9 protein-coding genes are annotated in these 12486 nt (G+C 66.3%); 6 read left to right on the top strand and 3 right to left on the bottom strand.

Annotation, left to right across the window (positions count from 1 at the left end; all coding sequences use genetic code 11):
* Window positions 1-157 precede the first annotated feature (157 nt).
* From RRU_RS07935 to metH, 3 genes are read left to right on the top strand one after another with little or no spacing between them, the layout of a single operon-like run.
* Entirely contained in the window at window positions 158-1123 is a 966-nt protein-coding gene (locus RRU_RS07935; protein WP_014626194.1) for an ArsR/SmtB family transcription factor, read from the top strand.
* Window positions 1120-2079, top strand: coding sequence for a methylenetetrahydrofolate reductase [NAD(P)H] (metF, locus tag RRU_RS07940; RefSeq protein ID WP_011389283.1), 960 nt, complete (start codon window positions 1120-1122; stop codon window positions 2077-2079). The genes RRU_RS07935 and metF overlap by 4 nt, the downstream gene beginning before the upstream one ends.
* Window positions 2076-5624 (top strand): methionine synthase, encoded by a 3549-nt coding sequence (metH, locus tag RRU_RS07945; RefSeq protein WP_011389284.1) that lies wholly within the window; start codon window positions 2076-2078, stop codon window positions 5622-5624. The genes metF and metH overlap by 4 nt, the downstream gene beginning before the upstream one ends.
* 52 nt (window positions 5625-5676) lie before the next feature.
* Here metH and RRU_RS07950 read toward each other — a convergent pair whose 3' ends face one another.
* Window positions 5677-6588, bottom strand: a complete 912-nt coding sequence (locus tag RRU_RS07950; protein WP_011389285.1) for a tetratricopeptide repeat protein — start codon at window positions 6586-6588, stop codon at window positions 5677-5679.
* 194 nt (window positions 6589-6782) lie between these two features.
* Here RRU_RS07950 and RRU_RS07955 point away from each other — a divergent pair, with 194 nt between their 5' ends.
* Both RRU_RS07955 and RRU_RS07960 read left to right on the top strand, forming a co-directional pair.
* Window positions 6783-7328 carry a pentapeptide repeat-containing protein gene (locus RRU_RS07955; protein ID WP_011389286.1) on the top strand — a complete coding sequence of 182 codons (546 nt, stop codon included), beginning with the start codon at window positions 6783-6785 and terminating at the stop codon, window positions 7326-7328.
* Window positions 7319-8902, top strand: coding sequence for a chloride channel protein (locus RRU_RS07960; protein ID WP_011389287.1), 1584 nt, complete (start codon window positions 7319-7321; stop codon window positions 8900-8902). The genes RRU_RS07955 and RRU_RS07960 overlap by 10 nt, the downstream gene beginning before the upstream one ends.
* Window positions 8903-8967: 65 nt before the next feature.
* On the opposite strand, the gene RRU_RS07965 is transcribed toward RRU_RS07960, so the two are convergent.
* The gene (locus tag RRU_RS07965) at window positions 8968-9339 is read right to left on the bottom strand and encodes a HigA family addiction module antitoxin (protein ID WP_011389288.1); all 372 of its coding nucleotides are present in this window, start codon (window positions 9337-9339) and stop codon (window positions 8968-8970) included.
* Window positions 9340-9516: 177 nt separating this feature from the next.
* Between RRU_RS07965 and RRU_RS07970 the strand changes: the two genes are divergently transcribed.
* Window positions 9517-11823, top strand: a complete 2307-nt coding sequence (locus RRU_RS07970; protein WP_011389289.1) for an ATP-dependent helicase — start codon at window positions 9517-9519, stop codon at window positions 11821-11823.
* 183 nt (window positions 11824-12006) lie between these two features.
* Here the strand turns inward: RRU_RS07970 and RRU_RS07975 are convergent, their stop codons facing one another.
* Complete coding sequence (locus tag RRU_RS07975) at window positions 12007-12420, bottom strand: hypothetical protein (RefSeq protein ID WP_237703850.1); 414 nt, start codon at window positions 12418-12420, stop codon at window positions 12007-12009.
* Between the last annotated feature and the right edge of the window lie 66 nt (window positions 12421-12486).

The raw sequence follows: 12486 nt of genomic DNA on the forward strand, positions 1-12486 counted from the left end.
TCGGCGCAGGGATTTTCCTTGATATAAAGATATCTTTATATAAACATACGTCCTCCAAGGGGGACGCGGCGGATCAACGCCGCCGTCTTGACGCGGCGGGAGGATCGGTGTGGAGGTGGTCTTATCAGGGTTGCGGGCGGCTGCGGAATCGACCCGCTTGCGCCTGCTCGCCCTTTGCGCCCATGGCGACCTGACCGTTTCGGATCTGGTGCGCATCCTTGGCATCAGCCAGCCCAGGGTGTCGCGTCATCTGAAGGTCATGTGCGAGTCCGGTTTGCTCGAGCGCATTCGCGAGGGGGCTTGGGTGTTCTATCGTCTCGCTCCCCAGGGCGTGGGGGCCGAGGTCGCCCGCTCGATCGTTGGCATGTTGCCCGAATCCGATCCCGAATTGGCCCTGGACCGCGAAAGGCTGGCGACCATCCGCGCCGCCCGCGCCGTCGAGGCGGCGGCCTATTTTCGCGCCAATGCCGCCCATTGGGACGATCTGCGCGGCCTGTTCGGTTCGGACCGCCCGGTCGAAGAAGCCCTGCGCGGCTATTTCATCGACCGGCCGCTCGAGGATTTCCTTGATATCGGCACCGGAACCGGGCGCATCCTCGACGTGATGTCCCCCCATGCCGAGCGCTGCGTCGGCATCGACCAGTCGCGCGAGATGCTGGCCGTCGCCCGAGCCAATCTGGAGCGGGCCGGCGTGCGCAACGGTCATGTGCGCCAGGGCGACATGTATGCGCTGCCCTTTGCGGCGGCCAGTTTCGACGGCATCGTCATCCATCAGGTTCTGCATTTCGCCGAGGATCCGGCCGCGGTGATCGCCGAGGCCGCCCGCGTTCTGCGTCCGGGCGGCCGGCTGGCCATCGCCGATCTCGCCCCCCACCAGCGCGAGGAATTGCGCGAGGAGCATAATCACCGCCGTTTGGGCTTTTCGGCCGGCGAGATCACCGGGTGGTGCGCCGGCGTTGGTCTGGTGGCGCGCGACTGCCTGGATCTGGCCGGCCGCGAACTGGTGGTGCGCCTGTGGGTGGCCGACCGTCCGCCGGTGGCCACCCCCGCTCTCCGCTCCGAGTCCGCCCCGTCCGTCTCTTCGTCCCACGCCGCTTTCGATCAAGGGAGTTCCCCATCGTGACCGTGACGGCTTCGCCGCTGATCGCCCGTCCGCGCGCCCCTCGCGCCCTCTCGGTGTCGTTCGAATTCTTTCCGCCCAAAACCGACCGCATGCGCGACCAACTGTGGGACTGCCTGCGCCAGCTCGAGCCGCTGGAGCCGTCCTTTGTGTCGGTGACCTATGGGGCGGGGGGATCGACGCGCGAGCGCACCCATGAGACGGTGGCGAGGATCGCCGCCGACACCACCATGAAGCCGGCCGCCCATCTGACCTGCGTCGAGGCGACGCGGGCCGAGGTCAACGCGGTGGCGCAAGCCTATTGGCAGGCCGGCGTGCGCCATGTTGTGGCGCTGCGTGGCGATCCGCCGACGCTTGGCGGCGCCTATGTTCCCCATCCCGGCGGCTACGCCTATGCCCTGGATCTGGTCAAGGGCTTGCGCGACGTCGCCGATTTCGAGATTAGCGTGGCGGCCTATCCCGAGGTTCATCCCCAGGCGCGCAGCGCCGCCGAGGATCTTGATAACCTCAAGCGCAAGATCGATGCCGGGGCGACGCGGGCGATCAGCCAGTATTTCTTCGATGTCGACAGCTATCGCCGGTTCATGGACCGGGTGTTGGCGGCGGGAATCAGCGTGCCGGTGGTGCCCGGCATCTTGCCGGTGGGCAATTTCCAAACGGTGCTGAAGTTCTCCAACGCCTGCGGCACCCGGGTGCCGAAATGGATGCACGAGCTGTTCGCCGGCCTTGAGAACGACCCGGAAACCCACCGCATGGTGGCGGCGACCCTGGCGGCCGAACAGTGCCTGTCGCTGTTCGAAGACGGGGTCGACTGTTTCCACTTTTATACCCTGAACCGTGCCGATCTGGTTCGCGCCGTCTGTCACATGCTGGGCCTGCGCCCGGCCGCCATTCCCACCGCCTCGCGTCTCGCGCCCGATCAGGGCGCGGGGACCATCGCCCTTGGAGCTTCCGTATGAGCCGTTTTCTCGACCACCTGCGCAATCGGGTCTTGCTGTGCGACGGCGGCATGGGAAGTTTGGTCCAGGCCATGGACCTGTCGGTGGACGGCGACTTCATGGGGCGGGAGAACTGCACCGAGGTTCTGAACCTGTCGCGTCCCGATGTGGTCCGCGACATCCATACCCGTTATTTTGCCGCCGGCGCCGATTGCGTCGAGACCAACACCTTCGGCGGATCGACGCTGACCCTGGCCGAATTCGACTTGGCCGATCGCACCCGCGAGATCAATCGCCGGGCCGCCGAGATCGCCCGCGAGGCCGCCGAAAGCTTCGCCGATGGCCGTGACCGCTTCGTTCTGGGTTCGATCGGCCCGGGCACCAAGCTGCCAAGCCTCGGCCATATCGATTACGACACCCTGAAGGACGCCATCACCGTTCAATGCGAGGGGCTGATCGAAGGTGGCGCCGACGCCATTCTGGTCGAGACCTGCCAGGATCCTTTGCAGTTCAAGGCGGCGATCAATGCCGCCAAGGCGGCGCGGTTGGCCCTGGGCAGCGATACGGCGATCTTGTTGCAGGTCACCGTCGAAACCACGGGAACCCTGCTGGTCGGCGCCGATATCGCCGCCGCCGCCACGGTGGCCCACGCCCTGGGCGTTGACAGCCTGGGGCTGAACTGCGCCACCGGCCCCCAGGAAATGAGCGAGCATGTGCGCTGGCTCAAGGAGAACTGGCCGGGGCTGATCAGCCTGCAGCCCAATGCCGGTTTGCCCGAATTGCTCGACGGCAAGACCCATTACCCGCTGACTCCGGCGGAACTGGCCGATTGGCATGGCCGCTTCATCCGCGAGGACGGGGTCAATCTGATCGGCGGCTGCTGCGGCACGACGCCCGATCACATCGCCGCCGTCAACGCCATGCTCGAAACCCTGGGCCAGGGCCGGCGGCCGGCGCCGGTCAAGCGATCGGTCCATTGGGTGCCCTCGGTCGCCTCGCTCTATGGGGCGGTGCCGATGCGCCAGGAGAACGCCTTTCTGTCGATCGGCGAGCGCTGCAACGCCAATGGCTCGAAGAAATTCCGCACCTTCCAGGATAACGAGGACTGGGACGCCATCGTCGGCATGGCCCGCGAGCAGGTCAAGGAGGGTAGCCATACCCTGGATGTCTGCACCGCCTTCGTCGGCCGCAAGGAAGGGGCCGATATGACCGAGGTGGTCAGCCGCCTGCGCGGCGGGGTCAACGCGCCGCTGGTGATCGACAGCACCGAGACCCCGGTGCTGACCCAGGCGCTGAAGCTTTACGGCGGCAAGGCGATCATCAATTCCATCAACTTCGAAGATGGCGAGGAAAGTGCGGCGCAGCGCCTTGCCCTGGCCCGCGAGTTCGGCGCCGCCGTCATCGCCCTGACCATCGACGAAGAGGGCATGGCCAAGGATGCCGAGGCCAAGCTGCGCATCGCCCACCGGCTTTATGACTTCGCCGTCACCCAGCACGGCCTGCCGGCCAGCGACCTGATGTTCGATCCGCTGACCTTCACCATCTGCACCGGCAATACGGACGACCGCCGGCTGGGCCTGGAAACCCTCGACGCCATCCGCCGCATCCGCACGGAGCTGCCCGAGTGCCAGATCATCCTCGGGCTGTCGAATATCTCCTTCGGGCTGAAGCCGGTCGCCCGCCATGTGCTGAACTCGGTGTTCCTTGACAAGGCGGTCGAGGCCGGGATGACCGGGGCGATCGTTCATATCTCGAAGATCCTGCCGCTGCACAAGATTCCCGCCGACGAGGTCAAGGCGGCCGAGGATCTGATCTTTGACCGCCGGGCGCCCGGCTATGATCCGCTGCACGCCTTCATCGCCCTGTTCGAGGACCGCTCGGAAACCAAGGTGGCGGTCAAGCGCGCCGAGACCGTGGAAGAGCGCCTGAAACAGCGCATCGTCGATGGCGACCGCCTGGGCCTTGATGCCGATCTGACCGAGGCGATGGGCAAATATCCGCCGCTCGAGATCATCAATTCGCTGCTGCTTGACGGCATGAAGGTGGTCGGCGAGCTGTTTGGCGCGGGCAAGATGCAGTTGCCCTTCGTCTTGCAATCGGCCGAGACGATGAAGGCGGCGGTCGCCTTCCTCGAGCCGCATATGGAAAAGATCGAGGGCCAGGAAAAGGGCATCATCGTTCTGGCCACCGTGAAGGGCGACGTTCACGACATCGGCAAGAATCTGGTCGATATCATCCTGTCCAACAACGGCTATAAGGTCATCAACATCGGCATCAAGCAGCCGATCGCCGCCATCTTGGCCTCGGCCCGGGAAAACCGCGCCGACGCCATCGGCATGTCGGGGCTGCTGGTCAAATCGACCGTCATCATGAAGGACAATCTGGAGGAGATGGCCCGCGAGGGTTGGAATACGCCGGTGCTGCTGGGCGGCGCCGCCCTGACCCGGGCCTTTGTCGAGGAGGATTGCGTCAGCGCCTATGCCGGCAGTGGCCGGGTGGCCTATGCCCGCGACGCCTTCGACGGCCTCGACCTGATGGCTAAGGTGGCCGAGGGGCGCTTTGATACGCATCTGAGCGCGGTTCAGCAAAAACGCGCCGGCCGGCCCTCGCGCCGGCCCAAGGCGCCGCCGCTGTGGCCGGCCAATGATCCGTCCTCCAAAATCGCCCCGCGAACCTTGGACGATCAGGACACCGCCATCCACAAGATCTCCGAACGTCCGGTCGACGCCGAAGAGATCTTGCTGCGCCGGGCCGAACTGGCCCGCGACCATGTGGTGCCGACGCCGCCCTTCTGGGGGGCCAAGGTGCTGGAATCGATCTCGCTGAAATCGCTGGTGCCCTATATCAACGAAGCCACGCTGTTCCAATTCCAATGGGGCTTCCGCAAGGGCGGGCGGACGCGCGAGGAATGGAAGGACTGGGCGGCCAGCGAGATCCGGCCGATCATGTTCGACATGCTCAAGACCTGCGCCCAGGAGGAAATCCTCAAGCCGCGCGCCGTCTACGGCTTCTGGAAGGCGGCCAGCCAGGGTGACGCCATCGTGCTGTTCGCCGAGGATGGAACCACCGAGGTCGGGCGCTTCGATCTGCCGCGCCAGACCATTGAGGGCGGCATTTGCCTTGCCGATTTCGTGCGCGATATCGACAGCGGCGAGCGCGATGTCATCGCCTTGCAGGCGGTGACGGTGGGGGCGCGGGCCAGCGATGTCTGCCGCGATTGGTTCGCCGCCAATCGCTACAAGGATTACCTCTACCTCCACGGCATTTCGGTCGAGGTGGCGGAGGCCATGGCCGAATATGTGCACAAACGCATCCGCGCCGAACTGGGCTTCGCCGCCGAGGAGGCCCGCGATATCGAGCGGATGATCAAACAGGAATACCGGGGCTCGCGCTATTCCTTCGGCTATCCGGCCTGCCCCAATCTGGGCGATCAGCGCCAGTTGCTTGATCTTCTGGGCGCCGAGCGCATCGAGCTCGACCTGTCGGACGAAGACGAACTGGTGCCCGAGCAATCAACCTCGGCCCTTGTCCTGCTCCATCCCCAGGCCAAGTATTTCCGCATTTGATCCAAGGGCGGGGATGATCCCCGCCTTTTGCTGGCGGAGCGGCTCTTTAGGCTTAGGGAGTGTCTTTGAGCGCGGCCTGATCGAGGCGGGCGATTTCGCTGGCGGCCTGGGTCTGAAGGCTGGGGATGCCGCTGCGCGCGGCCAGGGCGCGCGCCTGATGAAGCATCTTCAGCGCCGCCTTGGGGGCTTTGGCCGCTTCCAGCCGGGCGAGATCGATCAGGGCTTCGGCCTGACCGCCAAGGTGGCCGTTGGCGCCAAACAGCTTGGCGCAAAGCGTCAGATCGCGCAGGGCGGTTTCCTTGTCGCCCAGATCGCGCAACAACCGGGCCAGGGTCAGGCGGGTTCGCCCCTCGTCGAGGGTGTCGCCATTGACACGGAACAAGTCGGCGGCGCGTTCCAGGGCGTCATGGGCGAGATCGGCCCGGCCCTGGGCGCGGTGAAGCTGGCCGATTTCAAGCAGGATCATCGCCTCGTGGAAGGAATGCCCCAAGTCGGCGTACAGGCGATGGGCCCGGCTGAACAGGTCAAAGGCCAGATCGTCCTTGCCCGTGGCCTTGGCCACCTGGGCCTGATCGCGCAAGACCCGGGCCTCGCCGGCCTTATTGCCGTGGTCGCGGTGGGCCGACACCGCCTCCGCCCACAGGCGGTCGCGTTCGGGGGCGTTTTTTTCGGCGTTTTTGAGCGATCCCATCAGATGCAGGGCATCGGCCCGGGCGCTGGGGTCGGTTTCATGGGACAACAGCGCCAGCGCGTCCGATAGCGCTTCCTTGGCCGAAGCAAGGTGGCCGGCGGCCAGTTCGGCCTCGCCCAGGCGGACCAGGACGATGGCCTCGCCATCGGTATCGGCGCAGCGATGGAAGAACAGGCGGGCGCGGCGGAAGGCCTCGCGGGCTTGCTGGGAGCGGCCGGCCGCAAGATGGCGTTCGGCTTCGGCCAGGGCGCTGTCGGCTTGGGATCTTGGCATCCGTCACCTCCTCTTGCGGGATCGGTCCGTGGTGGCCATGATCGGGGAGCCATTGGGGACTTAATCGACCGTAAGGCCTTATTATTATTTTATCTGTGCCAGACTACCCTTTGCGGGGACTCGGCGCAATCGCCTTCCTCTCGCCGTCCGGGCCGCCGTCCGGGCCCCCGCCCCGACGCTTACCGGAGATGCTGATGACTGGACCAACCGCGCCTTTACCCCCGGGTTTTCGTTCCGCCTCCCTGCGCCGCCTGTCGTTTTCAATGGGGATTTTGCTGGGACTGGCGATCGGCGGTCCGGCCTTCGCCGGCTGTACCGACGAAGCCGCCGCCGGGGTCGACTGGACGCGCTGTTACATGGACGAGCGGATTTTTGTGGGCGTGGATCTGACCGGGGCCCGTCTGCGCGATGTCACCTTCCAGCGCAGCGATCTGTCGGAGGCCAAGCTGGTGCGGGCGGCGGCCTATCGGGCGAAATTCGTCAGCGCCCGGCTGTCGCGGGCGGTGCTCGACGAGGGGAATTTCGGCGAGGCCGACTTCTCGCGCGCCCGGCTTGACGGCGCGTCGCTGCGTGGCGCCGATCTGCGCCGCGCCCGCTTTTATGGCGCCGATCTGCGCAAGGCCGATTTATCCGGGGCGCGGCTTCAGGGGGCGGATTTCCTCGAGGCCAATCTGTCGGGTGCGGTGTGGACCGAGGGCGGCCGGATCTGCGCCGAGGGATCGATCGGGCAATGCAACTAAACTCGCCGGGCGTTCTTTTTCGCCTGCGCCGTCTGCTGCGCACCCAGTCGCTGGTGCTGGGCGCCCTGGCCGTTGGCATCGGTCTGCTGGTCGGGGCGGGCACCGTGGCCTTTCGCGAGGCCATCGATCTGGTGCAGACGCTGTTTTATGGCGGCGATGATCTTTACCTTGCCCGTCTCGCCCGGAGTCTGCCCGGCTGGCTGGTGGTTCTTGGGCCCACGGCCGGCGGTCTGCTGGTCGGGCTTTATTACGCCAAGGTGATGCCGGGCGGCAAACCCCAGGGCGTGGCCCAGGTGATCGGCGCGGTGGCGCGGACGGGGGGACGGATGCGGGCCGGCGACGGCGTTCTCGCCGCTTGTGGCAGCGCCTTGTCCCTGGGCTGCGGCGCCTCGGTCGGGCGCGAGGGCCCGGCCGTCCACTTGGGGGCGGCCTTGGCCGCCGGGCTGGCGGGCCGGCTGCGCCTTGGCCCCGGTCTGGCGCGTACCGTGCTGGGCTGCGGCGTGGCAGCGGCGGTGGCGGCGTCGTTCAATGCGCCGATCGCCGGGGCGCTGTTCGCCGGCGAGGTGGTGATCGGCCATTACGCCCTGTCGGCCTTCGCGCCGATCGTCGTCTCCAGCGTGGTGGCGACGGTGCTGTCGCGCGGTTGGTTTGGCGATTTTCCCGCGTTCATCCTGCCGCATCTGACCCTGGCCTCGGCCTGGGAGTTCCCGGCCTTCGTCGTGCTGGGCGGCTTGTGCGGATTGGTCGCCGTGGCCTTCATGCGCGGGGTTTTCCTGGCCGGCGGTTTGGCCTCCGCCCTGCGCCTACCGGTGGTGTTGCGGCCGATGGTGGCGGGGGCGCTGGTCGGTCTGCTCGCCCTGGTCCTGCCCGAAGTTCTGGGGGTTGGCTATGAGGCGACCGATCAGGTGCTGAAGGGGGCCTATCATCTTGATCTGCTGCTTCCCCTGATCCTCGCCAAGCTGGCGGCTTCGGTGATCTGCCTGGGCTTTGGCTTCGGCGGCGGGGTTTTTAGCCCCTCCTTGACCCTGGGCGCCTTGGTTGGCGGCGCCTTCGGGCTGGCGATCGCCCTGGTGGCCCCGGTTTCGGCGTCGGGCGCCTATGCCCTGATCGGCATGGGCGCCCTGTCTGCGGCGGTGCTGGGCGCGCCGATTTCCACCACCTTGATCGTTTTCGAGCTGACCGGAGACTACGCCTTGTCGGTGGGAACCATGGTCGCCGCCGTGGTCGCCGGGGCGCTCAGCCGGCAGATCTGCGGCCATCTGTCGTTCTTTCGCTGGCAATTGGCCAAGCAGGGGATCGATCTCGAGGTGCCCAAGGCCGAGGGGGTGTTGCGGGTATTGCGCATCGGCGATCTGACGTGGTCGGCGCCGCCACAGCGGCCGGCGGGTGGGGCGGCCCTGGTCAGCGTCACCGCCGAGGAAACCCTGGCCGTTGCCCTGGCCCGGCTCAGGCAGAGTGGAGCCGAGGGGCTGGTGGTGGTCGATGACCAGGGGCGGCCGATCGGCGGTTTGCGCGAAACGGATCTGGCCTGGGCCTGCGTGCGGGCCCTCGACGAGGCGGAGGGCGACCGATAAACCGGCATCGGCAGAAGAGGGGCGCAAATCGTCGTCGCGCTTTGGTCCAGAGTGCCCGGGATTTGCTAAGGCGCCTGTTCGGAAAGGGGCGGGGGGGCGGTTTCGGCCACCGGGGAATTATCCAAAGGCGTGCGTTGGTGGTCCTTCAGGGTGGACAGCGTGGTACGCAATTCCTCGCCCAGGACCTGCTGGGTCAGCGCCAGATCATAGCGCGCCTGCAGGTTCATCCAATAAAGCGCTGTGGTGTCGAAAAACCGGGCCAGCCGCAAGGCCGTATCGGCGGTGATCGAGCGCTGCCCCGATAAAATGGCGCTGATGCGATTGGGCGGCACCGCCAGGGCCCGGGCAAGCTGATTGATGCCAAGGCGGTTGGGCTCCATGAACCGCCGCGCCAGGGTTTCCCCCGGATGATGTGGTTTGTCGTCCGGCGCGGACATCGGCTCCTCCGGTTCCTAAGGTAGGGGTAGAATAGCCGAGCCGGCCTTTCGCGCAAGCTCGCTTGCGGTCTTCCCGGCGCAATCGGTGGCGCGACGGGCCGTGGGGCTTTCGTTGGGCGCCCCGCCTGCCTATTGTGGGGGAAACCCCGCTCCCCCTGTTTTCATGATTACGGTGCCATGGACGATCCCTTCGAGCTTGACGAGCCGTCGCCTCCCGCCCCCCGTTTCCAGGGAGCCGAGCCGCCGTGGCTTGCCGGCCTTAATCCCGAGCAGCGCGCTGCCGTCACCACCACCGATGGCCCGGTGCTGGTGCTGTCGGGGGCGGGGACCGGCAAGACCCGGGTGCTGACGGCCCGCCTCGCCCAGATCCTGGCCACCCGGCCGGTGCGGCCCTGGCAGGTGCTGGCGGTGACCTTCACCAACCGCGCCGCCCGCGAGATGCGCGAGCGCGCCGGGGCGATGATCGGCCCCATGGCCGAACAGGTGTGGCTTGGCACTTTCCATGCCCTGGGCGTGCGCATGCTGCGCCGTCACGGCGATTTGGTCGGCTTGCGCTCGGGTTTCACCATTCTTGATGCCGACGATCAACTGCGCCTGCTCAAGCAGATCCTGGAAGCCGAGGGGATCGATACCAAGAAATGGACGCCCCAGGCGGGGATGGGGCTGATCCAGCGCTGGAAGGACAAGGGGCTGCTGCCCGAGGCGGTTCCCGCCGGCGACGGCGGGCGGGAGTATGCGGGCGGACGGGCGGTTGATCTGTACAAGCAGTATCAACAACGGCTGGCGGTGGTGAACGCCGCCGATTTCGGCGATCTGCTGCTGCACTGCCTGACCATCTTCACCAAGCATCCCGATGTTCTGGCCGATTATTCCAAGATGTTTCACTACATCCTGGTCGATGAGTATCAAGATACCAACGTCGCCCAATACCTGTGGCTGCGCCTGCTGGCGCGCGGCCATGGCAATATCTGCTGCGTTGGCGATGACGATCAGTCGATCTATTCCTGGCGCGGCGCCGAGGTTGGCAACATCTTGCGCTTCGAGGCCGATTTCCCCGGGGCGACGGTGGTGCGCCTGGAACGCAATTATCGCTCGACGCCGACCATTCTGGCCGCCGCCAGCGGCCTGATCCGCCATAACAAGGGGCGGCTGGGCAAGGATCTGCGGGCGGGGGAGGGCGACGAGGCCGGCGACGCGGTGATCGTGCGCGGGCTGTGGGATGGCGAGGAGGAGGCGCGCCGGGTCGTCGATGACATCGAGACCCGCCAACGCGCCGGCGATCGCCTGAACGGCATGGCGGTGCTGGTGCGTGCCGGCTTTCAGACCCGCGCCTTCGAAGAGCGGTTGATCCTGGCCGGCGTCCCCTATCGGGTGGTCGGCGGCGCGCGTTTCTACGAGCGCCAGGAAATCCGCGACGCCATCGCCTATCTGCGTCTGGTCGCCCAACCCGACGACAGCCTGGCCTTCGAGCGCATTATCAATCTGCCGCGCCGCGGCCTTGGCGATGCCAGTCTGCAGACGCTGATGCGGGCATCGCGGATGGCCTCGATCAGCCTGATGCGCGCCGCCCGCGAGGCGATCGAGACCGACGAGTTGCGGCCCCAGGCCCGCAAGGCCTTGCGCGCTTTCCTCGACGACATGGGGCGCTGGCGGTCCCTGGCCGATGCCATGGCGCCCGACGAACTCTGCGGGACGGTGCTTGATGAAAGCGGCTATCTGGAGATGTGGCGCAAGGATAAATCGCCCGATGCCCAAGGCCGGGTGGAAAACCTCAAGGAACTGGTTTCGGCGCTGAAGGAATTCGAAAGCCTGGGCGCCTTCCTGGAGCATGTGTCGCTGGTCATGGACAACGAGGCCCGCGCCACCGAGGACGCGGTGACCCTGATGACGCTGCATGCGGCCAAGGGCCTGGAATTCGATACGGTCTTCCTGCCCGGCTGGGAGGAGGAGATTTTCCCCCACCGCCGCGCCCTCGACGAAAACGGCGCCGAGGCCCTGGAGGAGGAGCGGCGCTTGGCCTATGTCGGGCTGACCCGGGCGCGCAAACGGGCGATCATCAGCTTCGTCGCCAACCGCCGGGTCTATAACGAATGGCGGGCCTGCCTGCCCAGCCGCTTCATCGACGAACTGCCGCCTGAGGTGGTCGAACGCGACAGCGCCAGCGGCGTTTACGGCTCGGGCGCTCAAGGCTATGCCGACGCGCCCGGCGGCTGGGGGCGGCTGGGCGGTCCGGGAAGCTGGGGCGGTGGCTGGGGCAACGCCGCGCCGGCCCGCGTGCCGGCGGCGGGCGACACCCCGTGGCAAACCCGCGACCGCAGCGGCGACGACCAGCCGAGCCTTCGCCCCGGGGACCGGGTGTTCCACGATAAATTCGGTGGGGGAACCGTTCTGGCCGCCGATCAGGGCCGGCTGGAGATCGATTTCGATAAGGCTGGCATCAAGAAGGTGATGGGGGGATTCGTCCGCAAAGCCGAGGGCACGTAAGGATCGCCCGCCCTTTTGGGGCGTTTGAGCCAAAGCCAACACCCCGCCGCCCGGCAATCAGGCGGCGGATGACCATGGCTGGACGCGCGACGGTTTTCCTGCCGGCGAGCGTAAGAGAGGGGCCCTCTGAAGAAAGGTGCCCTCTGCGGTCTTTGGGTCTTTCTTTGCGGGGACGTGACCCGCTTAGGCCGTGCGCAACCGCGGCGGTGGTCGGCGCGCTTCTTCAAACAGGCGCTCGGCCCATTCGGTCAGTCCCAGCAGTTCCCGGTCTTCCGGTGTCTGGCCGGTGGCGGTGGCGCGTTCGGCGGCATCAAGGAAATCGAGCAGGCCCGGCGGCGACGCGCTTTCGGGGTTTGCCGGGTCGTTTTCTTGCAAGGCCACCTCGCGCAGCATTTCCACCAATTGACGGGAATGATCCAGGTGATAGGAAAAATCTCCGCTATCAGCCGATCGGTCGGCGGAAACATAGGTTCCGATCAACTGGGAGAGAAGCCAGGAGATTCGGTTTCTTGGACTGAGGACCTCCATGGGAGGCTCCACCATTTCGCTGTTTAGTCGGGGCTTTTCACGAAACTCGGATGCGTTGTCCTCGATCATGTCCGGTAGCCTTTTTCTTAGACGGTTTGACGAGTCTTTCCGGAGATTACACCATAAACTTATAAG

It is taken from the genome of Rhodospirillum rubrum ATCC 11170, from assembly GCF_000013085.1.
Taxonomy (GTDB): Bacteria; Pseudomonadota; Alphaproteobacteria; order Rhodospirillales; family Rhodospirillaceae; genus Rhodospirillum; species Rhodospirillum rubrum.

Excerpts from the sequence above, each read along its gene's own strand:
- metH (WP_011389284.1), top strand. The coding sequence starts at position 2,076 with ATGAGCCGTTTTCTCGACCACCTGCGCAATCGGGTCTTGCTGTGCGAC.
- RRU_RS07950 (WP_011389285.1), bottom strand. The coding sequence starts at position 6,588 with ATGCCAAGATCCCAAGCCGACAGCGCCCTGGCCGAAGCCGAACGCCAT.
- RRU_RS07955 (WP_011389286.1), top strand. The coding sequence starts at position 6,783 with ATGACTGGACCAACCGCGCCTTTACCCCCGGGTTTTCGTTCCGCCTCC.
- RRU_RS07960 (WP_011389287.1), top strand. The coding sequence starts at position 7,319 with ATGCAACTAAACTCGCCGGGCGTTCTTTTTCGCCTGCGCCGTCTGCTG.
- RRU_RS07965 (WP_011389288.1), bottom strand. The coding sequence starts at position 9,339 with ATGTCCGCGCCGGACGACAAACCACATCATCCGGGGGAAACCCTGGCG.
- RRU_RS07970 (WP_011389289.1), top strand. The coding sequence starts at position 9,517 with ATGGACGATCCCTTCGAGCTTGACGAGCCGTCGCCTCCCGCCCCCCGT.
- RRU_RS07975 (WP_237703850.1), bottom strand. The coding sequence starts at position 12,420 with ATGATCGAGGACAACGCATCCGAGTTTCGTGAAAAGCCCCGACTAAAC.